Here is a 25,957-nt window from a genome sequence, read left to right on the forward strand (position 1 = left end):
ACGCATGGCCAAGAAAGAGCACATTTCAGAAACCCCGGCAACGCAGTTCCTGCGCAAGAACGGGGTCGTATTTTCCGAACATCCCTACGAGTACGAGGAGCATGGCGGGACCGCGGTATCGTCGCGCGAACTGGGCGTGGACGAGCACGCGGTCGTGAAGACCCTGGTGATGCAGGACGAGGCGGCGCGGCCGCTGATCGTGCTGATGCATGGCGACCGCAAGGTATCGACCAAGAACCTGGCGCGCGCCATCCCCTGCAAGTCGGTCGAGCCCTGCAAGCCGGAGGTGGCGCAGCGCCATTCGGGCTACCTGGTCGGCGGCACCTCGCCATTCGGCGTGCGCAAGGCGATGCCGGTGTATGTCGAGGAGAGCATCCTGTCCCTGCCCAAGATTTATATCAATGGCGGCCGGCGCGGCTTCCTGATCGGGATCGATCCGAAGGCGCTGGTCGAGGTGCTGAAGGCCAGGCCGGTGCATTGCGCCCTGGCGGATTAGCGTTCAGCTCGGCCAATGGTGTATATTCCACGCGCCTGAGCAATTGCCGGCGCACGCCATATAAGAAAGAAACAGCATGGACAGCTCGACCATTTACACCATTGTTTTCACCATCGCCGCCTACCTGATCGGCTCGATTTCCTTCGCGGTCGTGGCGAGCCGCGCCTTCGGCCTGTCCGACCCGCGCACCTACGGCTCCAAGAACCCGGGCGCGACCAACGTCCTGCGCAGCGGCAGCAAGAAGGCCGCCATCGCTACCCTGATCGGCGACTGCGCCAAGGGCTGGCTGGCGGTGTGGCTGGCGGTGCACTTCGGCGACCGCTTCGGCGTCGAGGACGGCGGCATCGCCCTGGTGGCGGTGGCGGTTTTCGTCGGCCACCTGTGGCCGGTATTCTTCCGCTTCGTCGGCGGCAAGGGCGTGGCCACCGCGCTGGGCGTGCTGCTGGGCCTGAACGTCTGGCTCGGCCTGGCGACCCTGGTGACCTGGCTGGTGGTGGCCTACGCCTTCCGCTATTCCTCGCTGGCGGCGCTGGTGGCCGCGGTCTTCGCCCCCTTCTACTACGGCCTGCTGTTCGGCGCGGACGAAAAACTGTTCGCCGTCGTCATCATGAGCGCACTACTGCTCTACCGCCACGGCAAGAACATCTCCAACCTGCTGGCCGGCAAAGAATCACGCATCGGCAGCAAGACCGAAGCCACCAAAACCACCGCCAGGAAAAAATAACCCCAATTCGGGGTCAGAGCACTTTTTCAGGCAAATTCGGGGTCAGAGCACTTTTCTCAGCAATGGCTCCCGAGCAGCATCCTCAAGCCCGGCCGCGACTTGCGCGTGGCCGGGCTTTGCTTTTTGATGGCCGCGCCGGTGACGCTGTTTTGTGCGCTGGCCATTTCCCGAAAATGTGCTCTGACCCCGAATTTGTTTGAAAAAGTGCTCTGACCCCGAATTTTTGACGCCGAATGCTGGGGTGTCGTTAATCGAACGACGGGGTGTTTTCGTGCACGCGCTGCCTGCTTTTGCTCGATGTGTCACCATATGTCCCAGGCCGCATGCATAGCGGCGTCAATTCCAGGAAGGTGGTGAGTCGTGAGCAAGCAAATGAGAATCGATTTCGTGTCGGATGTATCGTGTCCCTGGTGCGCGATCGGCCTGAAATCGCTGGAGACGGCGCTCGAGCGCGTCGCCGGCGAGGTCCAGGCGGACATCCATTTCCAACCGTTCGAGCTGAACCCGGGCATGGGGCCCGAGGGCCAGGACATCTTCGAACACATCACCGAAAAATACGGATCCACGCCGGCCCAGCAGGAGCAGTCGCGCGAGATGATCCGCCAGCGCGGCGCGGATGTCGGCTTCACGTTCGACATGAGCAAGCGTGGCCGCATCTATAACACCTTCGACGCCCACCGCCTGCTGCACTGGGCCGAAAACCAGGGCGAAGGCCGCCAGCGTGCGCTGAAGGAAAAGCTGTTCGAAGCCTATTTCACGAAGGGTGAAGACCCCAGTTCGCGCGAGGTGCTGGTGCGGGTCGCCGGCGAGGCGGGGCTCGACCAGGAACAGGCACGCGCCGTGCTGGAGTCGAACAGCTTTGCCGACGAAGTGCGCCAGCAGGAGTATTACTGGCAGCGCGCCGGCATCCGTTCGGTGCCGGCGATCGTCATCAACGAGCGCCACCTGATTTCCGGCGGCCAGCCGCCCGAGGTGTTCGAGCAGGCACTGCGCCAGCTGGCGCAGCAGGAAGAGACGGTCTAAGTCAGGTCCAGCACGACCGGCTGGTGATCTGAAGCCGCGGTCTCGGACTGCACGTTGAGTTCCACGACGCGCGGCGCCAGGTCCTCGGTCACGAAAAAGTAGTCGTAGCACGCCGGGCGGTCGGGCCACGGGTAGCCGTGCAGCCCGGCCGTCGGCGCCCGCGCCATCGCGCCGTGGCGGACCTTCCAGGCATCCACCAGGGGCAGGGCGCCATCGCCGGGTGGCGCCAGCAGCGCGCGGTAGTCCTCCGACTCCGGCGAGAAATTGAAGTCGCCGCAATAGATGGCGGTGCCGGGCCGGAAGCCCAGCTGGAAGGGCGGATCGAGGTCGGGTTCGGGCTGGTAGATCGCGGCCCGCGCGCACGCTTCGGCATGCAGTTCGCGGATGCGCGCCACCTGGGCGCGGCGCTGCGGCGGCGAATAGTACTCGAGGTGGGTGGTCAGCACGCGCAGCTTGCCGCCGGGTGCGTCGAGCACGGTTTCGATCAGCCCGCGCGGCATGCCCGACGGGTAGTCCGGCGCGGCCGGCCACGGCAGCATGTGGCGCTGGGCCTGGGTGATGCGGTACTTGGACAGCAGGAGATTGCCGAACTGGCGAGGCAGGTTGTTACGGTAGATTTCGCTCGGCGCGTGTTCGATCAGGTGGAAGCCGCCGAGCGCGCCGCCGAGCTGCTTGAACTGGCTGGCGGTGGCGCTGCCCTCGAGTTCCGGATGGTTGGCGGCGACTTCCTGCAGGCAGATCACGTCCGGATTCAGCTTGCGCAGCACATCGATGATGGCGTGGATCCGGATGCGCCCGTCCTTCCCACAGCCCCAGTGAATATTCCAGCTGACTATGCGCATTCGATACCTCCGTAAAACTCGACTGCCCGATATTGCCATCTATTCGGGCCGAAAGGTCACACGTTAGGATCAATATCAAGCTTGCAAGTTCACATTCTCAGGCGGCTTCGATCTCGTCCAGCGGCCAGCGCGGCCTCACGTTGAAGCCGTAATCATGCGTCGCCGCCGCCGGATTGCGCTCCAGCCGCAGCGCGCCGGCAAAGGCGATCATCGCCCCGTTGTCGGTGCAGAACTCCAGCTCCGGATAGTAGACCTTGAACTTCTTGTTCGCCGCCGCCGCGTTCAGCGATTCGCGCAGCTGGCGGTTGGCGCCGACGCCGCCGGCGATCACCAGGCGCTTCAGGCCGGTGTGCTTGAGCGCGGAGACGCACTTGGCGGTCAGCACGTCGACGATCGCATCGACGAAGCCGCGCGCGATATTCGCCTTGTCCTGCTCGCAGATGTTGGCGATCCCGGAGCCGCTGTTCTTCACCACCGTCAGCACGGCGGTCTTGAGGCCCGAGAAGCTGAAGTTGAAATCCTTCGAGTGCAGCATCGGGCGCGGCAGTTTATACGCTTCCGGATCGCCGAATTCCGCCAGGCGCGAAATCGCCGGTCCGCCCGGATAGCCCAGGCCCAGCAGCTTGGCCGACTTGTCGAAGGCTTCGCCGGCGGCGTCGTCCAGGGTTTCGCCCAGCAGCGTATAGCGGCCGACGCCGTCGACCCGCATCAGCTGGGTGTGGCCGCCCGAGACCAGCAGGGCGACGAAGGGGAATTCCGGACGCTCGCTGGCCAGCAGCGGCGACAGCAGGTGGCCCTCGAGGTGGTGCACGCCGAGCACGGGTTTATCCAGCGCCAGCGCCAGGCTGCAGGCCACCGAGGAGCCGACCAGCAGGGCGCCGGCCAGGCCCGGACCCTGGGTATAGGCGATGGCGTCGATGCGCTCCTTCGGCAGATCGGCTTTGGCCAGCACCTGTTCGAGCAGCGGCAGGGCGCGGCGGATGTGGTCGCGCGAGGCGAGTTCCGGCACCACGCCGCCGTACTCCTCGTGCATCGCAACCTGCGAGTGCAGGGCATGGGACAGCAGCCCGCGCTCCGTGTCGTACAGAGCCAGGCCGGTTTCATCGCAGGAGGATTCGACGCCGAGGACAATCATGGGAATGAGATGGTGGAAAAAGCGGAATCCACCATTTTACCGTAGGGTGGGCGGCTACGCCGCCCACGCGGTGATACACAGCGGTCGATGACCGGCGCCGTGAATCGGAGCATCAGGGCCGCTGCAGCAGCTCCTTGTGCGCCGCACGCAGCATCGCCTCGGTATCTTCCCAGCCGATGCAGCCGTCGGTCACCGAGCAGCCGTACTGCAGCTGCGACAGGTCTTCCGGAATCGGCTGGTTGCCGCTGACGATGTTCGATTCGATCATCACGCCGACCAGCGACTGGTTGCCGTGCTTGATCTGCTGGATCACGTCCGACATCACCAGCGGCTGCAGTTCCGGCTTCTTGTAGCTGTTGGCGTGCGAGCAGTCGACCACCAGGTTGGCCGGCAGCTTGGCCTTCTTGAGCGCCTGTTCGGCGATCGCCACCGACACCGAATCGTAGTTCGGACGGCCGCCGCCGCCGCGCAGCACCACGTGGCCGTAGGCGTTGCCGCGGGTGCGCACGATCGACACGCCGCCCTGGCCGTTGATGCCCAGGAAGGAGTGCGGGCTGGACGAGGACAGCACGGCATTGACGGCGATGCTGACGTCGCCGTCGGTGCCGTTCTTGAAGCCGACCGGGGTCGAGAGGCCCGAGGACATCTCGCGGTGGGTCTGCGATTCGGTGGTGCGCGCACCAATGGCGGTCCAGGCGATCAGGTCGCCCAGGTACTGCGGCGAGATCGGATCGAGGGCTTCGGTGGCGGTCGGCAGGCCCATCTCGCAGACGTCGAGCAGGAACTGGCGGGCGCGTTCCATGCCGACGTCGACGCGGAAGGAATCGTCCATGAAGGGATCGTTGATATAGCCCTTCCAGCCGGTGGTGGTGCGCGGCTTTTCGAAATACACGCGCATCACCAGCACCATGGTATCAAGCACTTCGGCCTGCAGCGCCTTCAGGCGGCGCGCATAATCCAGGCCGGCGACCGGGTCGTGGATCGAGCAGGGGCCGACCACCACGAACAGGCGCTTGTCTTTGCGGTCGAGGATGTTACGCAGGGTTTCGCGGCCCTTCATCACGGTGGTGAAGGCCAGGTCGGTCAGCGGCAGCTTCTGGTGCAGCTCGACCGGGGACGGCATGGTCGCGAACGAGGTAACGTTGGTATTTTCGATATCGGGCGTGATCAGCATGGCTAGACGATTTTCCGGGCGTCGTTGTCGTTGGAAGAGGACCAGTCTAGCCGGAAATCGCATATGTTGCACTGCAATGCGAGAAAAATTCGCCGGGCGCTGATGCATTCGCGACAAGCGCCTGGGGTATGCTATCGCCATGACGACCAATCACCAACCCGATCTCGACCCCGATCTCGCCCCCGATCTGGCCCCCGATCTTGACCCCTTTCCTGCGGCCCATTTCATCAAGGAGATCGGCCGCGGCGTGAAGGGCGCGCGCAGCATGTCGCGCGAGGATGCCGGCGCGCTGTACGGCGCCATGCTGGACGGCCGCGTGTCCGACCTGGAACTGGGCGCGATCCTGCTGGCGATGCGCATCAAGGGCGAGTCGGTGGACGAGATCGCCGGCTTCATGGATGCGGCCGAGCACTCCTTCACGCCGCTGCCATCGCCGCCGGGAGCGTATGCGCCGGTGCTGATCCCCAGCTACAACGGCGCGCGCAAGCTGGCCAACCTGACACCCCTGCTGGCCCTGCTGCTGGCGCGCGAAGGCGTGCCGGTACTGATCCACGGCGTGCGGCAGGACCCGGGACGCGTGACCACGGCCGAGATCCTGGCGGAGATGGGCGTCGGCCCGACCGGCTCGACCGCCGACATGCTGGACGCCTTCGCCAGGCGTAAACCCTGCTTCATGCCCATCGAGACCCTCGCACCCAGGCTGTCCCACCAGCTCTCGCTGCGCCGCATCCTCGGCGTGCGCAATTCGACGCACACCCTGGTCAAGATCCTGCAGCCCTTCGAAGGGCCGGCGCTGCGCCTGGTCTCCTATACCCATCCCGAATACCTGGCCATGCTGACCGAGTACTTCCGGAACGCGGCGCCGGCCGCGCGCGGCGACGCCTTCCTGATGCGCGGCACCGAGGGCGAGACGGTGGCGAATGCCAATCGCGCCCAGCAGATCGACTGGTTCCATGCCGGCACCCAGACCCTGCTGGCCGAGCGCGATCCGCCGGCGGATGAACTGGCGCCGGCGCCCGAAGGACGCGACGCGGCCGCCACCGCCGACTGGATCCAGCGCGCCCTGCGCGGCGAACAGCCGGTGCCGGCGCCGATCGCGGCCCAGGTGGCGCATTGCCTGCGGGTGTCGGCGGCGCTGCGCGCAGCCTGAATTCAGTCGCGCCGGTTCGGGCCGAGTTGCTTGAGCGCTTCCTGCTGACCGGCGAGTCTGGGTGCGATCGCCGGCGCCGGTTTCACGCGCGCCATGAAATCTTCCAGGCTGCTGAAATCGCCATCCCTGCGGCGGCTGGCGAGGGCGCGTTCGGCCGTCTTCCCGTCCAGGCCGAGGGCCAGCAGGTGAGGGCGCTCGGCCGTGTTCAAGTCGACCGCCAGCGTGGGTGAGGCCAGCAGCCAGATCGCCGGCCTGACGTGGCTTGCCAGCTGCGCCGGCTGCGCTTGCGTTTCGGCGACGGCCTGCGCCAAGCGGGTGCGCAAGGGCTTGAGCATGGGGACGAAGCGCTCGCCGTCGCCCGCCAGCGCCGGCGCGAAGCTGGCCTGGCTCGCGGCCGCCAGTGCAGGCGAGACCAGCGCGCCGCCGCTGGTCTCGGCCAGGACCGCGATGAAGCGCTTGCCATCCTCGGGCGCCTCCTGCGCCAGCGTACGCGCCAGCAGCGGCAGCAGCGGCGTCGCGGCGTCCAGCCTTTCGCGCGACATCGCGTGCAGGGCGCGGAACATCGGCGCATAGCGCGCGCCGAGGGCGGCCGCATCCGGCGCGGCCAGCTGGCGGTAGAAGAAGGTGGCTAACACGCCTTCGCAGGCCAGCATCTGGGCTGCGCTCTTCAATCGGGCCGGGTCGAAGGACGGCGAGCGGTCGAAGGCTTGCGCCGGCACGCCCGGCTGCGCCGTCTGCCGGTAGACGAACCAGTTGCGGCGCATGCCGTCGATGCGCATCGTGCGGTCCAGGTTGCTGAGCCATAGCGCGGTGTCCGCCTTGCCTTCCAGGCCGGCGTCCTGGGCGCGCAGGCGGGCGTTTTGCGTCAGCAGGCGCGCCAGGCCCTGGAAGTGGGTGGCCCAGCCTTCGTCGAAGGCGGTCTGCTGGTCGGTCACGCTGAAGCTGTGGTGGGGCGTGCGCGAATAGCCGGCGGGAAGGCCGGGCAGCAGGCGGCGCAGCATCACGTGGCCCAGTTCGTGGGCGAAGATCTCTTCGAAGCTGCCGTCGTCCACGCTGCCGGCATCGACCACCAGGTCGACCATGGCCTCGTCGACCCAGCGCGTGGTGCCGCCTTCCTGCAGCCAGAAGCCGCGCCGCGCGAAGCCGCCGTCTTCCTGCGACAGGTAGAGCCAGGTGGTGCCGGCGGGCGCGCCGGCGGTCTTCATCGCCAGCTCGTCCAGGGCGAGGACGGCGGCGGTCGTGCCGCCGGCGGCTTCGCGCTGCAGGGCTTCGTAGAGCCGGCCCTCGCGCACCCGGGTCACCACCGGCGCCGGGCCGGCGTTGCCGGGAGCGGGGCGCGTCAGGACGGTCTTGTCCTGGATGACGGGAGCGAGCACGCCGAGTTCGGCGGCCTGGGCATTGGCGTGGATGGCCGCGAGCGTGGCGGTGGCGAGCAGGCAGCGCTGGACGATGTTCATGGCGGAAAGCATAACGTCCTGTCGCGGCGCCGTGTTCAAAATCGGATATGTATGCGTGGATGAGCCTAGCGGCTTACAATCTCGTCTTTTGTCGGCAGGGCGGGACGGTTGGTATGGCAAGACGATACGATGTGGTGGTGATCGGCGCGGGCGCGGCCGGCATGATGTGCGCGGCCGTGGCAAGCCAGCGCGGCAAGCGCGTGCTGCTGGTCGACCACGCCGCCAAGCTGGCCGAGAAGATCCGCATTTCCGGCGGCGGCCGCTGCAACTTCACCAACATCAATGCGGGCTGGCAGAACTTCGTGTCGGAGAATCCGCACTTCTGCCGCAGCGCGCTGTCGCGCTACACGGCCCAGGATTTTTTGACACTTGTAAAAAAACACCGCATCGCCCACCACGAGAAGCACCGCGGCCAGTTGTTCTGCGACGACTCGTCGGAACAGATCATCCGCATGCTGAAGGCTGAATGCGATGTGGGGGGCGTCGAGTGGCGCATGCCCTGCAAGGTGACCGGCGTGGAGAGGCTGGACGACGGCGCCTTCATTGTCGGCACCGACGGTGGCGATATCGGGGCCGCCAACGTCGTGGTGGCCACCGGCGGCCTGTCGATCCCGAAGATCGGCGCCACCGACCTCGGCTACCGCATCGCGAAGAAGTTCGGCTTGAACCTGATCGAGCCGCGCCCCGGCCTGGTGCCGCTGACCTTCGACGGCCCGAGCTGGCAGCCCTTCGTGCCGCTGGCGGGCATTGCGCTGGAGGTCGAGGTCGAGACGGGGTCGAAGAAAGGAAAGGGCGCCAAAGGTGGAGCTAAATTCGGCCACTTCCGCGAAGACCTGCTGTTCACCCACCGCGGCCTGTCCGGCCCGGCGATCCTGCAGATTTCCAGCTACTGGCAACCGGGCACGCCCATCGTGCTGAACCTGCTGCCGGAACTCGACGTGGCCGACGAGCTGATCGCTGCCAAGACGAGTGTGAAGAAGCAGCTCGGCAATATCCTGTCGCAATGGCTGCCGGCGCGCCTGGCCGAAGGTTTGTTGACCGCCAACGGCTTTGCCCCTGACGCGCGCCTGCCGGACATGGCCGATGCCAAACTGCGCAAGCTGGGCGATGCGATCAACCGCTGGGCCATCGTGCCGAACGGCTCGGAAGGCTATCGCAAGGCCGAGGTGACCCTTGGCGGCGTCGATACCCGCGAGCTGTCGCAGCAGACGATGATGGCGAACAAGGTGCCGGGCCTGTATTTCATCGGCGAGACGGTCGACGTGACGGGCTGGCTGGGCGGTTACAACTTCCAGTGGGCCTGGGCTTCGGGCTATGTGGCGGGTTCCAGCATCGAGTGATTTCCCGGATGTGGCAATTCAGGCACATGCTTGGGGCATGATGAGAAAACCTACCACGCATCTTGAAAAGCTGTTAGAATTTCGTTCTTCCCTAAATCCAACGGTTTCATTTTTACATGACCACTATCCGCCTTAAAGAAAACGAGCCGTTCGAAGTCGCTATGCGTCGCTTCAAGCGCACTATCGAAAAAACCGGTCTGCTGACCGAACTGCGCGCACGCGAGTTCTATGAGAAGCCGACTGCAGAGCGCAAGCGCAAGCTGGCCGCCGCCGTGAAGCGTCACTACAAGCGCATCCGCAGCCAACAGCTGCCGAAGAAGCTGTACTAATTCCATTCAGCTGCCTGATCCGGCGACGGCCTGTGCCAGTCCCGGCTTTCGAGGCCTGAATATGTCGAAGCCCGCTCCGGTCGATGCCGCAGCGGGTTTTGCCTTTTTCCCAATCCAAAAAGAACACGGAGAATCCATGAGCTTGAAAGCACAACTGACCGACGACATGAAAGCCGCGATGCGCGCCAAGGAAAGCGGACGCCTGGCCACCATCCGCCTCGTCCTTGCCGAAATCAAGCGCAAGGAAGTGGACGAGCGCATCGAGCTGGACGATGCCCAGGTGACCGCCGTCGTCGAAAAGATGATCAAGCAGCGCAAGGATTCGATCACCCAGTTCGAGGCCGGCGGCCGCCAGGACCTGGCCGATATCGAAAAGGCGGAACTGAGCATCCTGAGCGCCTACATGCCGGCCGGCCTGTCGGACGAGGAAATCGCCGCCGAAGTGCAAGCCGCAGTCGCCGCTTCCGGCGCCGCCGGTCCGCAGGACATGGGCAAGGTAATGGGTATCCTGAAACCCAAGCTGGCTGGCCGCGCCGATATGACGGCCGTGTCGGCGCAAGTGAAGAAGGCGCTGGCGGGCGCATAAGTCGATGCGCCTGCCGGCCGGCGCGGCTGAGGTGTCTTTGCCACGGCCGCGCCCGCCTTTCACGATTCAGGGTGGCAATGCCCTGTTGCCTTGCTGCAAATCAACCTGTAGCGAGCGCTGCGGTATAGTCTGCGTTTAGACAAACACTGTTACTTATCTAGTGATTCCGCAATCATTCATTACCGATCTGCTCAATCGTGTCGACATCGTCGATGTGGTTGGCCGTTACGTCCAGCTGAAGAAGGGCGGCGCCAACTACATGGGCCTGTGCCCTTTTCACAATGAAAAGTCGCCCAGCTTCACGGTGAGCCCGACCAAGCAGTTCTACCACTGCTTCGGCTGTGGCGCGCACGGCACCGCCATCGGCTTCCTGATCGAATACTCGGGCATGGGCTTCGTCGACGCGGTCAAGGACCTGGCGCAAGGCGTCGGCATGGTCGTGCCGAACGAGGACGACAAGATTCCGCCGGCCCAGCGCGCCGCCCAGCAGGCCCAGTCGCTGGCGATGACCGATGCGCTGAACCAGGCTTGCGACTACTACCGCGCCCAGCTGCGCCAGGCGCCGAACGCGATCGCCTACCTGAAGGGCCGCGGCCTGACGGGCGAGGTTGCGGCGCGCTTCGGCATGGGCTATGCGCCGGCCGGCTGGGACAACCTGCGCTCGGTGTTCAAGGACTACGACGCTCTTGCGCTGGTCGAGTCCGGCCTGGTCATCGACAAGGTGGACGAGGACGGCGGCAACAAGAAACGCTACGACCGCTTCCGCGAACGCGTGATGTTCCCGATCCGGAACACGAAGGGCCAGGTGATCGGCTTCGGCGGCCGCGTGATGGATGGCGGCGAACCGAAATACCTGAACTCGCCGGAAACCCCGCTGTTCAACAAGGGGCAGGAGCTGTACGGCCTGTTCGAGGCGCGCCAGCCGATCCGCGACGCCGGCTATGTGCTGGTGACGGAAGGCTATATGGACGTGGTCGCCCTGGCCCAGCTCGGCTTCCCGCAGGCGGTGGCGACCCTCGGCACGGCTTGCACCAGTACCCACGTGCAAAAGTTGCTGCGCCAGACCGACAACGTGATCTTCAGCTTCGACGGCGACAAGGCCGGCCGCCGCGCCGCGCGGCGCGCGCTGGAAGCCTGTCTGCCGCAAGTGACGGACGACAAGACCATCAAGTTCCTGTTCCTGCCGCAGGAGCACGACCCGGACAGCTATGTGCGCGAATTCGGCGCCGACGCTTTTGCCCGCGAGATCGACGAGGCGATGCCGCTGTCGTCCTTCCTGCTGCGCGAAGTCACGCTTGAACACGACCTCGACACGCCGGAGGGCAGGGCGCACGCCCAGTTCGAGGCCAAGCCCCTGCTGCAGGCAATGGCGCCGACCGCGCTGCGCCTGCAGATCGTGCGCGGCCTGGCCAGCATGACCCAGTCAACCCCGGCGGAGATCGAAGCGTTGTTCGAGCTGTCCAAGCCGGTATCGGTTGCGCGCAAGGCGCCGCCGCGCCAGGGCCGTCCGGAGCCGGTCGGGCTGGAGCTGCAGATCATGCGCATGCTGGTGGCCCATCCCTCGCTGGCCCTGGACCTCGACGAAGCAGCACTGCGCGCCTTCGACCATTTCGGCGCCGAGCCGGCCGACCGCCTGCGCTGGCTGGTCGCGCAGGCCCAGGCGCTGGGGGCGAACGCCAGCTTTGCCGCGTTGTCCCAGCAGTTGAAGGAAGCCAGTACGGAGTTCGATCATCTGGTCGCCGAGATCGCTTCGGAACCTGAATCGGATATCGACACGGATCGCGTCTGGATCATCAGTGCTGTGCGACAAATCAAGATGGATGTCTTAAAACAGGAGTTGAACCAGTTGTTTTCTTCCGGCTTGACCCCAGATCAGGTGAGTGCCCGCTATCGCGAAATCACAGCACAGCAGGACCTCTTGATGCGCGAAGCCGCGAACGACACCCCCGCAAAATTTGCCTGATGCACCTGCTCGGCGACATGGGTGTTCTCGACTGGAAAATATGGGGGTGCGTGCTATAATAAAACGCTAACTATTGCAAGCTTTGAAACGTTTTTTCGTCTCAAACGCGGCGTGGAGTTTCAGTTAGTGGGCAGTAAAAGCGGGTAACAAAACTTTATCTTTAACTTAGTAAAGTAGGTCGTTGTGACTTCGAAAGCGCCTGTGCCAACCAAGAAACCCGAACCCAAAGTGGCTACCAAATCCACCAGGATGTCTGCCAAGGCGGACAATTCTCAAGACAAGGCGGAAGCCCGCGTCGCGGGTGTTGCGCCTGTGAGCCAGACGACCGACGCGGAAGCACTCGCCGCGATCGATACGTCGGGCTATGTGTTGCCGGCCGTCAAGGTACCAGGACGGCGTGGTCGCAAGCCCAAGGAATTCACGCCCGAGAACGACGAAGTCGCCGCACTGAACGCGGTCGAGCGCGCCGAACTGAAGGCTGCGGACAAGGCCAAGGCCAAGGACCGCAAGGCCAAGGAAAAAGCGCTGCTGAAAGACGCTTTCTCGTCGGATACCGAAGCGAGCGAGGAAGAGCTCGAGATCCGCCGCCAGAAGCTCAAGGCCCTGATCAAGTCGGGCAAGGAGCGCGGCTTCCTGACCTATTCCGAGATCAACGACCACCTGCCGGACAATATCGTCGATCCGGAGGCGATCGAAGGCATTATCGGCACCTTCAACGACATGGGCATTGCCGTCTACGAGCACGCCCCTGACGCCGAGACCCTGCTGCTGTCCGACAATGTCGCCACCGTCACCAGCGACGACGAAGCCGAAGCCGCCGCCGAAGCCGCCCTGTCGACCGTCGACTCCGATTTCGGCCGCACCACCGACCCCGTCCGCATGTATATGCGCGAAATGGGCTCGGTCGAGCTGCTGACCCGCGAAGGCGAGATCGAAATCGCGAAACGCATCGAAGACGGCCTGCGCGACATGATCCAGGCGATCTCCGCCTGCCCGGTGACGATCGCCGAGATCATCGACGCCTCGCGCCGCATCGAGAACGACGAGATCAAGATCGACGAGATCGTCGACGGCATGGTCGATCCGAACGAATCCGAGGAAACCTCGCCGACCGCGGTCGCGCCGACCTCGTCCGACACCGATGAGGACGACGAGGAAGAAGAGGAAGAGGAAGAAGAGGAAGAGGAAGAAGAAGCCAGCGCCAGTTCCGGCGCGGCCGGCTATTCCGCCGAGCAGCTGGAACAGCTGAAGGCCTCCGCCCTCGACAAGTTCCACATGATCGAACAGCAGTTCGACAAGATGCGCAAGGCCTACGAGAAGCAGGGCTACAACTCGAAGGACTACGTCAAGGCCCAGGACGCGATCTCGGCCGAGCTGCTGGGCATCCGCTTTACCGCGAAGGTGGTCGAGAAGCTGTGCGACACCCTGCGCGGCCAGGTCGACGAAGTGCGCCATATCGAGAAGCAGATCCTGGACGTGGCCGTGAACCGCTGCGGCATGCCGCGCGCCCACTTCATCAAGGTCTTCCCGGGCAACGAGACGAACCTCGACTGGGTCGACGGCGAAGTGAACGCCGGCCACGCCTACAGCGCCATCCTCGGCCGTAACATCCCGACGATCAAGGAGCTGCAGCAACGCCTGATCGACCTGCAGGCGCGCGTCGTCCTGCCGCTGCCGGACCTGCGCAACATCAACCGCCAGATGGCGGCCGGTGAAATGAAGGCGCGCAAGGCCAAGCGCGAGATGACCGAGGCCAACCTGCGCCTGGTGATCTCGATCGCGAAAAAGTACACCAACCGTGGCCTCCAGTTCCTCGACCTGATCCAGGAAGGCAATATCGGCCTGATGAAGGCGGTCGACAAGTTCGAATACCGCCGCGGCTACAAGTTCTCGACCTATGCGACGTGGTGGATCCGCCAGGCCATCACCCGTTCGATCGCGGACCAGGCGCGCACGATCCGTATTCCGGTGCACATGATCGAAACGATCAACAAGATGAACCGGATCTCGCGCCAGATCCTGCAGGAGACCGGTGCCGAGCCCGATCCGGCAACCCTCGCGATCAAGATGGAAATGCCGGAAGACAAGATCCGGAAGATCATGAAGATCGCGAAAGAGCCGATTTCGATGGAAACCCCGATCGGCGACGACGACGATTCGCACCTGGGCGACTTCATCGAGGACAACAACACGCTGGCGCCGTCCGACGCGGCCCTGCATGCCTCGATGCGCGGCGTGGTGAAGGACGTGCTGGATTCGCTGACCCCGCGCGAGGCGAAAGTCCTGCGCATGCGCTTCGGCATCGAGATGTCGACCGACCACACGCTGGAAGAGGTCGGCAAGCAATTCGACGTCACCCGCGAGCGGATCCGCCAGATCGAAGCCAAGGCCCTGCGCAAGCTGCGCCACCCGTCGCGTTCGGACAAGCTGAAGAGCTTCCTCGAGGGCAGCAGCTGATCTTGTTCTGATCTTGTTCGTTGAGCCTTGACGGGTTCTCGTTAAAACAATATCCTCTCGCCACTTTGCATGCTCGTTTGTTGATGTGCATGCGATAGTGGCGAGTTTTCAGCGTCCCTACGACGTACCAGTTTCGGGCCTCTAGCTCATGCCTGGTTAGAGCAGCGGACTCATAATCCGTTGGTGCCCGGTTCGACTCCGGGGAGGCCTACCAAAATTTCATCGAAAAATCAGGGGCTTATGTGAAATTCGCGAAGCCCCTGATTTCTTTTCTGTGTAACGTATTGAGCCATGTAACGGCTGTGTAAGTAAATCCATTCAACTACGCGACTCCCGGGGCGACAATTCGCCGTGGACGCTGCTCCGCACCCATCAGTTAGCGTCTACTGGAGTTGGTCGACGCTTACCACAATCTTTAAGCATCTAGTCGAAGGTGTCCGTGAGCCCAACGTCTTGTCGGCCATGGCATAACACAAGTTCGCTAAGTCGACCAAGCCCTGGGCCCGAGCTTCCGGCGTGGCTTCCCGAAGTGTCGCGCCTACAAGCTCTACCAGGCGTTCGTCGTTCAGGCCGTCTCCTGTAGCGTGGCCACCTAAGTCGCGCAACCAGTCATCGAAAACGTCGTCGCTCAAGGCGATCAAATCGAGTGGCATAGATACCCTTGCTGTTGTAAATGGTTATTCAATTGTAGGGCAGCGATCTCCTGCCGCAAGCCGCTTTTGGTATCACATGAGGCGGCATATTGGTAGCCCGGCAGCACCTCCTGATTATCGTTAGAAAAAAGTCCCCACGGAAGCGACGAGGAACCGTCACCTCAAAACGTTTCTTTGCCTTGACATATTTTTCATGGTTGTACTATCATTATCTTTATGATGACAGCGGAGGGTATATGGCGTACACTGATGCATTCCTAGAAGTAATAATAGACCGGAAACCTCAGCCTAGTTCTCATGCTGTTAAGAGAAGCCAGCAACGTGGGGTCGGACAAGAATGCATCCCGCTCATACTTGCGTATGGAGAGCGAAGTCATGACGGGCGCGGCGGGATTCGTTACATGCTCACGAAACGATCGATTGCAAAGCTTGAGGCGGCTGTCGGCCGGAGCCAACGCATCGATCAGTTACAGGGTTGTTACGCTGTAGTAAGCACGGATGACGAGAAAAGGGTCATTACCGTAGGTCACCGCTATTTATAGCTCAGGGAGAAACAAAAATGTTGCAACACGAGACTCAGCCAGTTCACCGCGCCATGCGGGACCTGATAGACCTCGCACATACCTCCACTGAGCATAGTGGTGAGAATGCATGGCTCTTTGCACTCACCTGGCTCGCGATGGGACGATTAGCGGCCGTCGGTGGTCTAAATGGCGCAGTACAACTCAATGATTTGCTTTTCCCCGAAGCATGGTCTCCTCAAAAGGACGACCAAATTCCTAGCAGTGCGAAAGACCTTATCTGGGGGCCTAGCTCAGAATTGCCTCTGGAATCATCAGTAAGGGCATCTGCGCTTCGCATTGTTAGCAGTTTGGTCGAGCAGCACGGAACCGATGGATGGGATGTTGTAGACGCCGCATGGCAACAACCGGTGCAATGGCGTGGGGATTATTCGCTTGGTTTCGCGTTAGCTCCGGAGCTTTGTGACTTAACCCTTGGGGTACTTGATGTTCCTAAAGACAGTACCGTATGGATTCCGTTCGACCCGACGGGACAGCTAGTCATACGAGCGCTTAAAAGGGATCTGAATGTAATAGCTGCCGGCCCAGGCAGAAGATCAGATACACATCTCCGCCTCCTCACGCTGATTGAAGACCTGACGCCCTCTCAGCGCATGCGCCTTAGTCTTGACGCACCACGCTCGGCAAATGGAAGCCGCGAATTGATCTGCGAGTATTTGCTCGCGATACCGCCGTTTGGCATGAAAATTGTGGCGGGGGCAGGCTGGCGTCAATGGGAAGGGCAAGAACCTGATGAGAAAGGGGACAATCCGCTATATCGTCGCCTTGGCCATACCGTACAAGTCGAATTAGACCGCACCGACAGCTGGGCCGTCGCAGCGTTATGGCCACGAGTCCAACAACGAGCGGTTTTTGTGTTGCCGCCCACCTTGTTGTTTGCTAGAGGTAAGGAACAGCGTTTAAGAGAACACTTGCTCGCGAGCCTGGGTGCCGTCGATGCCGTTGCCGCTCTTCCCGGAAGATTGATTGGCAATTCGGCCATTTCGTCCGCATTGCTCTTGCTTCAACGTGATCGCAGAAACCAATTAGTACGACTGATTGATTCAAGCGAAATGACAACTGGTTCAAAGTCTTCAATGCGCTACTCGCGTCAATTGCAGACAGAGCGGGTGGCTAAGTTGATTACTGGTCAGGAGACGGAGCCCGAGTATGCGTGCACTGTGAGTATCGAAAATATCGCAATCCAAGACTTTAACCTCGTTCCTTCAAGATACCTGCGACGCGCACTGAACGTTACAGATGGAACACGGTGCGCACTTGGAGAGCTTGTAACCGTAATTCGCGCTCCTGTTGCATCGAAAGACCCTGCTGCGATAACGGTGCAGGAAGCTGGGTTCCAAGATCTCGACAACTGGCGTCCAATAACTGGACCATTTTCGAAATTAACAGCCATTCATCCACGAAAGCTCGAGGAATCCGTCCTACGGTCAGGGGATATTCTGATCACGATAAAAGGCACCCTCGGGAAGACAGGGTTAATTGGCCACGTTCCTACTTCAGAGATTTCTCCTCAAATTGCTTTGCTAAGGCAGTTGCAGTCTCCAGAAGCATCGGAGACAGCGAGTGCGCCTGTAGTATCTTCTCAAAGTTGTATCGCATTACGCATACGGAAAGAAAGGGTGAGCCCTAAATTCTTGTTGCTTTTCCTTCGGTCGGATGACTTCAAAATGCAGATTGAATCCTTGCGAGTCGGAGCAACAATTGCCCATGTCACGCCGAGTGTGCTTCTGCAAGAAATTCACGTACCTAATATTCCTTTGCAGGAACAGGGGGCGTATATGGAGCGCTACGAAGAGCTCTGCGAGATTGAAGCCTTAGTTGAGGAAGCAGAACAACGTTCAGAAGAAATACGGAAACAGCTTTGGCCTGTCGACTACGAGTAACCAGCGCGCACTAAGAAATAAATTTATCATTTAATAGAAACAATATGGATCAATCTCAACTTAAGTGGATCGCTGATTTTATATGGAATATTGCCGACGACCGCCTGCGCGACGTCTACGTGCGCGGCAAGTACCGTGACGTCATCTTGCCGTTCACGGTGCTGCGACGGCTTGACGCCGTGCTGGCGTCTACCAAGCAAACGGTACTGGAGCGCAAGAAGTTTCTCGACACGCACAAAGTGGCCGAGCAGGACGGCGCACTGAGGATGGCAGCAGGGCAGGCGTTCTACAACACATCGGAGTTCACCCTCGGCACTCTCACCGCCAGTGGACAAGGGCAGCGCCTTCGCGATAACTTTGTTAATTACCTGGACGGTTTTTCGCCGAATGTACAAGACATCTTGGCGAAATTCAAATTCCGAGACCAGATCCAAACAATGGTCGAGGCCGATATCCTGGGTCACTTAATCAACGATTTTCTCGATCCAGAGGTCAACCTCGCGCCGATTCCAGTCAAGGATGAGGACGGTCGCGTCAAGTTGCCCGCACTGGACAACCACGGCATGGGCACTGTATTTGAAGAACTGATCCGTCGGTTCAACGAAGAGAACAACGAAGAGGCAGGCGAACACTTCACGCCGCGCGACGTGGTCAAGCTGATGGCCAAGTTGCTGTTCTTGCCAGTGGCCGACCAGATCCAGTCCGGCACCTACTTACTGTACGACGGAAGTTGCGGAACCGGCGGGATGCTGACCGTTGCCGAAGAGGCGCTGCATGAGTTGGCCGCCCGTCATGAAAAGGAAGTGTCAATTCACTTATTCGGGCAGGAGATCAACCCGGAGACCTACGCCATTTGCAAGGCCGATCTGTTGCTCAAGGGCGAAGGCGATGAGGCTGAGAACATAGTTGGTGGCGCGGACAAGTCCACCTTGTCGGCAGACCAGTTTCGGTCGCGCGAGTTCGATTTCATGATCTCCAATCCGCCTTACGGCAAGAGTTGGAAGACTGACCTTGATCGGCTCGGCGGAAAGAAAGAATTTAGCGACCCGCGCTTCATTGTCAATCACGGCGGCGATCCAGAGTTCAAGCTCATCACCCGTTCGAGCGACGGGCAGCTGATGTTTCTGGTGAATAAGCTGCAAAAGATGAAGCACAACACAACGCTGGGCAGCCGCATCGCGCTGGTGCATAACGGGTCTGCACTATTCACCGGTGACGCGGGCCAAGGCGAGAGCAACATCCGCCGCTGGGTGCTTGAGAACGACTGGCTAGAAGCCATCATTGCGCTGCCGCTCAACATCTTCTACAACACCGGCATCGCCACTTACATCTGGGTGCTGGCCAATCGCAAGGCCGGCCACCGACGCGGCAAGGTGCAACTGATTGATGCCTCGCAGTGGTTCTTGCCGATGCGGCGCAACCTCGGCAAGAAGAACTGCGAACTGGCCGACGCGGACATTGACCGCATCCTGAAGCATTACCTTGACCAGTCGCCCGCCAATGCTGAGTCCTCGAATACAACGCCGGAATGCAAGTGGTTCGACAATGCCGATTTCGGTTACTGGAAGATTACCATTGAACGTCCGCTGCGCCTCAAAAGCCAGCTCAAGCGCACCGCCGTCGAAAGCCTCCGTTTTGCCACAGGCGACGAAGCGCTGCGCAGCGAGATCTACGCCAGGTACAGCAACGAGCTCTACACGGAATTCGCCAAGCTTAGGCCCGAAATCGAAGCGTGGCTGAAGGGCGACGATGGCGACGAGGATACCGACTACGAGTCGGACGACGAGGACGCCAAGGTCACCAAGAAAGTGGTGTCGGAAAAACGGCGCAAAAAGTTGCTTGATCCAGCAACGTGGCTGCGTGATAAAACATTGGTGCAGCTGGCCAAACTGGCGCAGCAGGAACTTGGCGAAGACGTGTTCGACGACCATAACGAATTTCGTACCCGCTTTGAGGCCACGATGAAGGCGTACGGTAAAAAGCCCAGCGTCCCTGAGAAAAAGGCTATCTACAAGGCGGTAAGTTGGCGCGACGAGTCGGCTCCGCCCGTTATTGCTAAACGTAGCAAGCTCAAGGTGGGTGAACATTTCGAGCCCGGCTACGACGGCAAGTACCTGGAGGAAGTCGGTAGCGATCGGTTCATGGTCGAGTACGAGGCCGATACAGACCTGCGTGATACCGAGCAAGTTCCGCTCAAGGAATCGGGCGGCATCGAAGCGTTTTTCGTCCGAGAAGTGCGACCCCACGCGCTCGATGCATGGGTTTCGATGGACGCTACGAAGATCGGCTACGAGATATCATTTTCCCGCTATTTCTACAAGCCCGCTCCGCTGCGCACTCTAGATCAAATTCGCGCTGAAATCTTGAAGCTAGAAGAGCAGACAGAGGGATTGCTGCACAAAATTGTGGGAGATGTTTGATGCAGCGGCTCCCTCGCTATACCGAGTACAAACCATCTAACCTGGCTTGGCTTGGGGACATTCCACGCCATTGGCAAACCCGCCGAAACAGATTTATTTTTAGAGAGGTTGACAGTCGTTCTACGCACGGCGAAGAGACTCATCTTTCAATGAGTCAGGTATATGGCCTTGTTCCTAGCAAGTCCCTCGGTAGAAAAAGTCTCCAGTCTGAAAGCTACGCTGGGGGAAAGTTGGTTGCTGAGAATGACCTTGTTCTGAATCGCTTAAAAGCACATCTCGGCGTATTTGCTCGGGCTAAGCAACCCGGCGTCATTAGCCCAGACTACTCCGTATTTCGGCCAAAATCCGACGTGTCTGTTCCCTACTGTGAAGCGCTATTCAAGACGCCGTTCTACGTTGCCGAATTTCGCCGGCGAACCAAGGGGATCGTCGAAGGGTTTTGGCGTCTATACACGGACGATTTCTACGACGTCTCGGCACTGATTCCACCCCGCACCGAACAAGACCAGATCGTCGCCTACTTGCGGGCGCAGGATGCCTACATCGCACGATTCATCAAGGCCAAGCGCGATCTCATTGGCCTACTCACCGAGCAGAAGCTGCGCATCATTGACCACGCCGTAACGCGCGGGCTTGATACCTCGGCCGCATTGAAGCCGTCTGGTATCGAATGGACGGGCGAAGTGCCGGTGCATTGGTCGGTCAAGCCTCTTAAGCGATGGGTTCGCCTGAATGCGAGCACCTTGGGAGAGAAGGCCGACCCGGATTTTGAGTTCCGCTACCTCGACATCGGATCTGTGGGGACTGGGCGATTGACAAAGGAGCTTGAACGACTGCGATTTGAAAATGCACCGTCGCGGGCGCGCAGGATATTGCGCCGCGGCGACACGATCATCTCTACCGTTCGCACGTACCTAAAAGCCATCTGGTACGTCAACGAAAACGCCGATGATCTGATCGCTTCTACTGGGTTCGCAGTGCTGACGCCTGGACGAAATGTTGAACCCGAATATCTCGGCTATGTGATTCAAAGCACTGGCTTCGTCAATCGGGTTAGTGCCAATTCAATTGGCATTGCTTACCCCGCGATTGCAGAGACTGTGCTCGGTCGATTCCCTGTTGTGATGCCTGCTACTTTAGAAGAACAGCAAGCAATCGTTGCTCACATCAAGGCCGAAAGTGCACCTTTAGATCAAGCCATTGAACAGGCATTGACAGAGATTAGGTTAATCCGAGAGTATCGCGACCGCCAGATCGCTGACGTAGTCACCGGCCAAGTGGACGTGCGTAGCTGGGTGCCGAGCCCGGATGACGTTGTGGCCGACGAAGACTTGGCAGTGCTAGGCGGCGACGAAGAACTGGATAACGATGGGGAGGAAGACGATGGAGACGACTGACACTAGCGAAAAAGGCTTGGAGGCCTTAATCGTGCGCCACTTGGCGGGCATTAGTGAGTACCCACCAGATGCAGCGATCGAGGCTCAGGACGCTGCTAGCGTTTATGCCCCCGGTGGCTACGTACTTGGACGAGCGGCTGACTACAACCGCGATGTCGCGGTGGATGTGGTGCAATTGCTGTCCTTTCTGCAGGCCACTCAGCCCAAGGCGGTCGAAACGCTGGAGTTGGCGAGTGAGGGCATCAAGCGAACACAGTTCTTACACCGCATCCAAGGCGAGATCGCCAAACGGGGCGTAGTGGATGTTCTGCGTAAGGGCGTGAGCCACGGTCCGGTTCACGTTGATCTTTACAAGCTGCTGCCGACACCGGGCAACGTCAGCGCCGCCGAGAACTTCGATAAGAATATTTTCAGCGTCACCCGGCAGCTGCGCTACAGCAACGACGAGTCCCAGCGTTCGCTGGATATGGTGATCTTTATCAACGGCCTACCAGTGATGACTTTCGAGTTGAAAAACTCGCTGACGAAGCAGACCGTCGCCGACGCTATCATCCAGTACCAGACCACCCGCAACCCAGGCGAATTGCTGTTCCAGTTGGGCCGCTGCGTGGCGCACATGGCGGTAGACGATGCCGAGGTGAGGTTCTGTCCGCATCTCACTGGCAAGACCTCGTGGTTCCTGCCGTTCAATCAGGGATGGAATAGTGGGGCGGGCAACCCGCCCAACCCTCATGGACTGAAAACCGACTATTTGTGGAAGCAGGTGCTGGCCAAGGAATCGCTGGCCAACATCATCGAGAACTTCACGCAGGTAGTGGAAGAGGAAGACGAAAAAGGCAAGAAGCGGCGCAAGCCGGTCTTCCCGCGCTTTCATCAATTGCGAACCGTCCGTGCTTTGCTGCGACGTTCCCATGAGGAAGGGATTGGCAAGCGTTATCTCATTCAGCATTCAGCAGGTAGTGGCAAGAGCAACACCATTGCGTGGCTGGCCCATCAGTTGGTTGAGCTCAAAACCGCCGACGATGCAATGTTGGCTCAATTCGACTCGGTCATCGTTATCACCGATCGACGTGCACTCGATACTCAGATCGCCCGCACTATCAAGAGCTACGACCACGTTTCATCGATCTTCGGACACTCCGAGGATGCTGCCGAGCTGCGCGCCTTCCTGCGCAAAGGCAAAAAGATCATTGTGACGACGGTGCAAAAGTTTCCGTTCATCCTCGATGAGCTGGGCGACCTCAGCGGCAAGAAATTCGCGCTTCTGATCGACGAGGCACATTCCGGCCAAGGCGGCAAGACCACGGCCAAGATGCACTTGGCCTTGTCAGGCGTTTCCGCTGACGATGAGGATGCCGGGGAATCAGTCGAGGATGCAGTCAACAAGCTGATCGAGTCGCGCAAAATGCTGCCGAACGCTAGCTACTTTGCCTTCACCGCCACACCGAAAAACCGGACGTTGGAGTTGTTCGGGGAGCGCTTCATCGAGGGCGGAGAGGTGCGCTTCCGCTCGCCGGAGGAGCTTACCTACACTACCAAGCAGGCAATTCAAGAGGGCTTCATCCTCGACGTGATTGAGAACTACACGTCGGTGGACAGTTTCTATCATGTCGCCAAAACGGTGGAGGACGATCCCGACTTCGACAAAGTAAAGGCGCTGAAGAAGATTCGCCACTACGTTGAATCGCATGAAAAAGCCATTCGCAAGAAGGCCGAGATCATGGTCGATCACTTCATAGCGCATGTGGCGAGTAAGCAGAAGATCGGCGGAAAGGCGCGGGCGATGATCGTCTGCAACGGCATCGCAAGAGCCATCGACTATTACCGTGAGGTGTCGGATTACCTCGCCTCGATCAAGAGCCCTTTCAAGGCCATCGTGGCGTACTCGGGCGATTTTGACATTGGCGGGATGAAGAGGACCGAAGCCGATCTCAACGACTTCCCGAGCAAGGACATCCCATCTAAGCTCAAGCAAGACCCGTATCGCTTCCTGATCGTTGCTAACAAGTTCGTCACCGGCTTCGACGAGCCGCTGTTGCACACAATGTACGTGGACAAGCCGCTGGCCGGCGTACTCGCGGTGCAGACACTGTCACGGTTAAACCGCGCTCACCCGCAAAAGCGCGATACATTCGTACTGGATTTCGCCGACAACGCTGAGGCTGTGAAGGCCGCATTCCAAGACTATTACCGAGCTACGGTTCAGGTTGGTGAAACCGATCCTAATAAGCTGCATGATCTGAAGAACGATCTCGATGCCAAGCAAGTGTACAGCTGGCAGCAGGTTGAAGATTTGGTCGCTCTTTACGTCACCGGTGCAGAACGCGACAAGCTCGATCCCATCCTCGACGTCTGCGTGGCCGAGTACATCGACAACCTGGATGAAGAGGGCCAGGTTGAATTCAAGGGCAAAGCCAAGGCATTCGTGCGTACCTACGGCTTTCTTGCTGCAATCCTGACCTACGGTCACCCGGCTTGGGAAAAGCTGGCGATTTTCCTGAACTTCCTGATCCCGAAATTGCCCGCTCCGAAGGAGGAAGATCTCTCCAAGGGAGTGCTGGAAGCGATCGACATGGACAGCTATCGGGTGGAAGCGAAGGCATCACTGAGGATGTCGATGGACGATGCTGACGCCTTCATTGAGCCCCCACCGCCCGGCGGTGGGGGAAGTGGTGGGACTCCTGACATCGACAAGCTCTCGAACATCATTAAAGCGTTTAATGATATGTTCGGTAACATCGAGTGGAAAGACGGCGACAAGATTCGCAAGGTCATCACCGAAGAAATTCCAGCTCGCGTAGCACAAGACAAGGCCTACCAAAATGCACAGACCAACTCGGACAAGCAGAACGCCAAATTGGAGCATGACAAGGCGCTGAATCGCGTGGTGCTGGAGCTAATCTCTGACCACACTGAGCTATTCAAACAGTTCAGCGATAACCCAAGCTTCAAGCGTTGGCTAACCGATATGGTCTTTGACTCGACCTATCAACCGGGCGCGATCCCACCAAAGACACCGCCTCAGACGGGAGCATCGGCGTGACACGAACTGATCGAAAGGATGTGTGATGAATCTGGCGGCAACGATCGACCAAGGTCAGATTTCCGCATTGCGTAGAGAAGCCGAGCGGCTGGAAGAGGACGCCACATACTCCAGCAAGAGCCATTTCAACGCAGAGGATACGTGGGTGCGTCGTAACTATTGGCTGGGTGTCCCGGCTACAGTTCTCGGCGCCGTCGCAGGGGCAACACTTATCAAGAGTCAACCCGAATGGGCAACAGCCTTCACCCTTTTTGCATCGCTGCTCACTGGCTTGATGACTTTTCTGAAGCCAAATGAGCGCGCAGCAATGCACCGGGCTGCCGCAGGCCAGTTTCTGACCCTTCGTAACGAGGCACGGTTCTTTCGTGAGATCGAATTACTTCAGTCAGATCGGCAAGACGAGCTGCTCGAACGATTGAAGGCGCTATCGACAGCACGTAACGAGTTGAACCTGAAGAGCCCAAGCATCCCACGCCGAGCATTTGTCGCCGCGAGAAAAGGAATCGAAGAGGGCGAAGCTACCCACAAAGTGGACACGGAGTAATGACAGGATGTCAGTACTAAGTTTTTTGGCGGACACGGCAAGCAGTGCAGTGCTTTCTGCAACCGAAAAATCATCAATTGCAACCTCCATCACAACGCTTCAATCACGTATGGCGTTGCACTTTGACAGCAGCGTAATCGCGGAGCGTTTCCAGTTCGGGTCGTCGACACGAGGTACGATCTTACCTCGCATCATGGATGAACAGTCCGACATCGACTACATGGTAGTTTTCAGTGACGGCAGCGCCACCCCGCAGGCCTACCTGAATCGGTTAAGAGCCTTCGTCGAGAGGTGGTATGGATCATCCGAAGTCTATCAGTCCAGTCCGACTATCGTTCTCGAACTGAATCACATCAAGTTTGACTTGGTGCCCGCGAAGAAAACTTGGCTTGGCGAGCTTCACATTCCCAACGGAGCCGGTGGTTGGATGGCCACGAACCCGAACGACTTCAATGCAACGATTGAAGCGAAGAACAGAGAACATAGATCGCTGATTAAGCCGACCATTCGGCTCTTCAAGTGTAAGCGTCGTCCCAGCACCGTGTTGAGTTACCGAAGCTGATACGAGATGATGCTTGTCACACCGCTGGGAAGCGGAGTTCAGCCGGGCAGTTTGGCGGCACAGTTCCAGGGCAGGAAGTCGTCGACACGGTTCACAGGGTAGTCGGCGATGTGCGTCAGCACGTGGCGCAACCAGGCTTCGGGGTCGATGCCGTTCAGCCTGGCCGTTCCGATGAGCCCGTACATGGCGGCTGCGCGT

20 protein-coding genes and 1 tRNA gene are annotated in these 25,957 nt (G+C 60.1%); 16 read left to right on the top strand and 5 right to left on the bottom strand.

Annotated features, from left to right (window positions below):
- Nucleotides 1-4: 4 nt before the first annotated feature.
- The 3 genes from ybaK to AC1DOQ_RS25465 all read left to right on the top strand — a co-directional run bounded on the left by ybaK (nt 5) and on the right by AC1DOQ_RS25465 (nt 2,243).
- Entirely contained in the window at nt 5-496 is a 492-nt protein-coding gene (gene ybaK / locus AC1DOQ_RS25455) for a Cys-tRNA(Pro) deacylase (protein ID WP_477370697.1), read from the top strand.
- Nucleotides 497-572: 76 nt separating this feature from the next.
- Nucleotides 573-1,220, top strand: coding sequence for a glycerol-3-phosphate 1-O-acyltransferase PlsY (gene plsY / locus AC1DOQ_RS25460; RefSeq protein WP_477370700.1), 648 nt, complete (start codon nt 573-575; stop codon nt 1,218-1,220).
- A gap of 372 nt (nt 1,221-1,592) precedes the next feature.
- Complete coding sequence (locus AC1DOQ_RS25465) at nt 1,593-2,243, top strand: DsbA family oxidoreductase (protein WP_477370703.1); 651 nt, start codon at nt 1,593-1,595, stop codon at nt 2,241-2,243.
- Here AC1DOQ_RS25465 and AC1DOQ_RS25470 read toward each other — a convergent pair.
- The 3 genes from AC1DOQ_RS25470 to AC1DOQ_RS25480 all read right to left on the bottom strand — a co-directional run bounded on the left by AC1DOQ_RS25470 (nt 2,240) and on the right by AC1DOQ_RS25480 (nt 5,391).
- Nucleotides 2,240-3,085 (bottom strand): endonuclease/exonuclease/phosphatase family protein, encoded by an 846-nt coding sequence (locus AC1DOQ_RS25470; RefSeq protein WP_477370706.1) that lies wholly within the window; start codon nt 3,083-3,085, stop codon nt 2,240-2,242. The genes AC1DOQ_RS25465 and AC1DOQ_RS25470 overlap by 4 nt on opposite strands.
- Nucleotides 3,086-3,182: 97 nt before the next feature.
- Nucleotides 3,183-4,220, bottom strand: coding sequence for a tRNA (adenosine(37)-N6)-threonylcarbamoyltransferase complex transferase subunit TsaD (gene tsaD / locus AC1DOQ_RS25475; RefSeq protein WP_477370709.1), 1,038 nt, complete (start codon nt 4,218-4,220; stop codon nt 3,183-3,185).
- A gap of 112 nt (nt 4,221-4,332) precedes the next feature.
- The gene (locus AC1DOQ_RS25480) at nt 4,333-5,391 is read right to left on the bottom strand and encodes a 3-deoxy-7-phosphoheptulonate synthase (protein WP_477370745.1); all 1,059 of its coding nucleotides are present in this window, start codon (nt 5,389-5,391) and stop codon (nt 4,333-4,335) included.
- A gap of 142 nt (nt 5,392-5,533) precedes the next feature.
- On the opposite strand from AC1DOQ_RS25480, the gene ybiB reads away from it, so the two are divergent.
- Entirely contained in the window at nt 5,534-6,544 is a 1,011-nt protein-coding gene (gene ybiB / locus AC1DOQ_RS25485) for a DNA-binding protein YbiB (protein ID WP_477370712.1), read from the top strand.
- A 2-nt stretch (nt 6,545-6,546) separates the two neighbouring features.
- Here the strand turns inward: ybiB and AC1DOQ_RS25490 are convergent, their stop codons facing one another.
- Complete coding sequence (locus AC1DOQ_RS25490; RefSeq protein ID WP_477370715.1) at nt 6,547-8,001, bottom strand: ComEA family DNA-binding protein; 1,455 nt, start codon at nt 7,999-8,001, stop codon at nt 6,547-6,549.
- Between the two features lie 113 nt (nt 8,002-8,114).
- On the opposite strand from AC1DOQ_RS25490, the gene AC1DOQ_RS25495 reads away from it, so the two are divergent.
- The 12 genes from AC1DOQ_RS25495 (at nt 8,115) to AC1DOQ_RS25550 (ending at nt 25,759) form a co-directional block, all read left to right on the top strand.
- Nucleotides 8,115-9,341: a BaiN/RdsA family NAD(P)/FAD-dependent oxidoreductase gene (locus AC1DOQ_RS25495; protein ID WP_477370718.1), complete on the top strand. Its 1,227-nt coding sequence runs from the start codon at nt 8,115-8,117 to the stop codon at nt 9,339-9,341.
- Nucleotides 9,342-9,457: 116 nt separating this feature from the next.
- Nucleotides 9,458-9,670 (top strand): 30S ribosomal protein S21, encoded by a 213-nt coding sequence (gene rpsU / locus AC1DOQ_RS25500; RefSeq protein WP_005665410.1) that lies wholly within the window; start codon nt 9,458-9,460, stop codon nt 9,668-9,670.
- Between the two features lie 136 nt (nt 9,671-9,806).
- Entirely contained in the window at nt 9,807-10,256 is a 450-nt protein-coding gene (locus AC1DOQ_RS25505; protein ID WP_477370721.1) for a GatB/YqeY domain-containing protein, read from the top strand.
- Nucleotides 10,257-10,416: 160 nt separating this feature from the next.
- Entirely contained in the window at nt 10,417-12,219 is a 1,803-nt protein-coding gene (gene dnaG / locus AC1DOQ_RS25510; protein ID WP_477370724.1) for a DNA primase, read from the top strand.
- Nucleotides 12,220-12,468: 249 nt separating this feature from the next.
- The gene (gene rpoD / locus AC1DOQ_RS25515) at nt 12,469-14,676 is read left to right on the top strand and encodes an RNA polymerase sigma factor RpoD (RefSeq protein WP_477370748.1); all 2,208 of its coding nucleotides are present in this window, start codon (nt 12,469-12,471) and stop codon (nt 14,674-14,676) included.
- 135 nt (nt 14,677-14,811) lie between these two features.
- A tRNA-Ile gene (locus AC1DOQ_RS25520) sits at nt 14,812-14,890 on the top strand.
- A gap of 998 nt (nt 14,891-15,888) precedes the next feature.
- Nucleotides 15,889-17,793 (top strand): N-6 DNA methylase, encoded by a 1,905-nt coding sequence (locus tag AC1DOQ_RS25525; RefSeq protein ID WP_477370727.1) that lies wholly within the window; start codon nt 15,889-15,891, stop codon nt 17,791-17,793.
- A 44-nt stretch (nt 17,794-17,837) separates the two neighbouring features.
- On the top strand, nt 17,838-20,213 hold the full coding sequence (locus AC1DOQ_RS25530; protein ID WP_477370730.1) for a type I restriction-modification system subunit M: 2,376 nt from the start codon (nt 17,838-17,840) through the stop codon (nt 20,211-20,213).
- A gap of 149 nt (nt 20,214-20,362) precedes the next feature.
- Complete coding sequence (locus tag AC1DOQ_RS25535; protein ID WP_477370733.1) at nt 20,363-21,610, top strand: restriction endonuclease subunit S; 1,248 nt, start codon at nt 20,363-20,365, stop codon at nt 21,608-21,610.
- Nucleotides 21,597-24,653, top strand: a complete 3,057-nt coding sequence (locus AC1DOQ_RS25540) for a type I restriction endonuclease subunit R (protein ID WP_477370736.1) — start codon at nt 21,597-21,599, stop codon at nt 24,651-24,653. Before AC1DOQ_RS25535 ends, AC1DOQ_RS25540 begins: the two co-directional genes overlap by 14 nt.
- Nucleotides 24,654-24,678: 25 nt before the next feature.
- The gene (locus tag AC1DOQ_RS25545) at nt 24,679-25,197 is read left to right on the top strand and encodes an SLATT domain-containing protein (protein ID WP_477370739.1); all 519 of its coding nucleotides are present in this window, start codon (nt 24,679-24,681) and stop codon (nt 25,195-25,197) included.
- 7 nt (nt 25,198-25,204) lie between these two features.
- A complete protein-coding gene (locus AC1DOQ_RS25550) occupies nt 25,205-25,759 on the top strand; it encodes an SMODS domain-containing nucleotidyltransferase (RefSeq protein WP_477370742.1) in 555 nt (184 codons plus the stop codon).
- A 38-nt stretch (nt 25,760-25,797) separates the two neighbouring features.
- On the opposite strand, the gene AC1DOQ_RS25555 is transcribed toward AC1DOQ_RS25550, so the two are convergent.
- On the bottom strand, nt 25,798-25,957 hold a 160-nt coding region (locus tag AC1DOQ_RS25555; RefSeq protein ID WP_477370751.1), incomplete at its 5' end, for a transposase domain-containing protein.

Source organism: Massilia sp. 01N417 (assembly GCF_056399645.1).

Bases quoted from the DNA above. Each gene is read 5' to 3' on its own strand.
- ybaK (WP_477370697.1), top strand. From the start codon at position 5: ATGGCCAAGAAAGAGCACATTTCAGAAACCCCGGCAACGCAGTTCCTG.
- plsY (WP_477370700.1), top strand. From the start codon at position 573: ATGGACAGCTCGACCATTTACACCATTGTTTTCACCATCGCCGCCTAC.
- AC1DOQ_RS25465 (WP_477370703.1), top strand. From the start codon at position 1,593: ATGAGAATCGATTTCGTGTCGGATGTATCGTGTCCCTGGTGCGCGATC.
- AC1DOQ_RS25470 (WP_477370706.1), bottom strand. From the start codon at position 3,085: ATGCGCATAGTCAGCTGGAATATTCACTGGGGCTGTGGGAAGGACGGG.
- tsaD (WP_477370709.1), bottom strand. From the start codon at position 4,220: ATGATTGTCCTCGGCGTCGAATCCTCCTGCGATGAAACCGGCCTGGCT.
- ybiB (WP_477370712.1), top strand. From the start codon at position 5,534: ATGACGACCAATCACCAACCCGATCTCGACCCCGATCTCGCCCCCGAT.
- AC1DOQ_RS25490 (WP_477370715.1), bottom strand. From the start codon at position 8,001: ATGAACATCGTCCAGCGCTGCCTGCTCGCCACCGCCACGCTCGCGGCC.
- AC1DOQ_RS25495 (WP_477370718.1), top strand. From the start codon at position 8,115: ATGGCAAGACGATACGATGTGGTGGTGATCGGCGCGGGCGCGGCCGGC.
- rpsU (WP_005665410.1), top strand. From the start codon at position 9,458: ATGACCACTATCCGCCTTAAAGAAAACGAGCCGTTCGAAGTCGCTATG.
- AC1DOQ_RS25505 (WP_477370721.1), top strand. From the start codon at position 9,807: ATGAGCTTGAAAGCACAACTGACCGACGACATGAAAGCCGCGATGCGC.
- rpoD (WP_477370748.1), top strand. From the start codon at position 12,469: ATGTCTGCCAAGGCGGACAATTCTCAAGACAAGGCGGAAGCCCGCGTC.
- AC1DOQ_RS25525 (WP_477370727.1), top strand. From the start codon at position 15,889: ATGTTGCAACACGAGACTCAGCCAGTTCACCGCGCCATGCGGGACCTG.
- AC1DOQ_RS25530 (WP_477370730.1), top strand. From the start codon at position 17,838: ATGGATCAATCTCAACTTAAGTGGATCGCTGATTTTATATGGAATATT.
- AC1DOQ_RS25535 (WP_477370733.1), top strand. From the start codon at position 20,363: ATGAGTCAGGTATATGGCCTTGTTCCTAGCAAGTCCCTCGGTAGAAAA.
- AC1DOQ_RS25540 (WP_477370736.1), top strand. From the start codon at position 21,597: ATGGAGACGACTGACACTAGCGAAAAAGGCTTGGAGGCCTTAATCGTG.
- AC1DOQ_RS25545 (WP_477370739.1), top strand. From the start codon at position 24,679: ATGAATCTGGCGGCAACGATCGACCAAGGTCAGATTTCCGCATTGCGT.
- AC1DOQ_RS25550 (WP_477370742.1), top strand. From the start codon at position 25,205: ATGTCAGTACTAAGTTTTTTGGCGGACACGGCAAGCAGTGCAGTGCTT.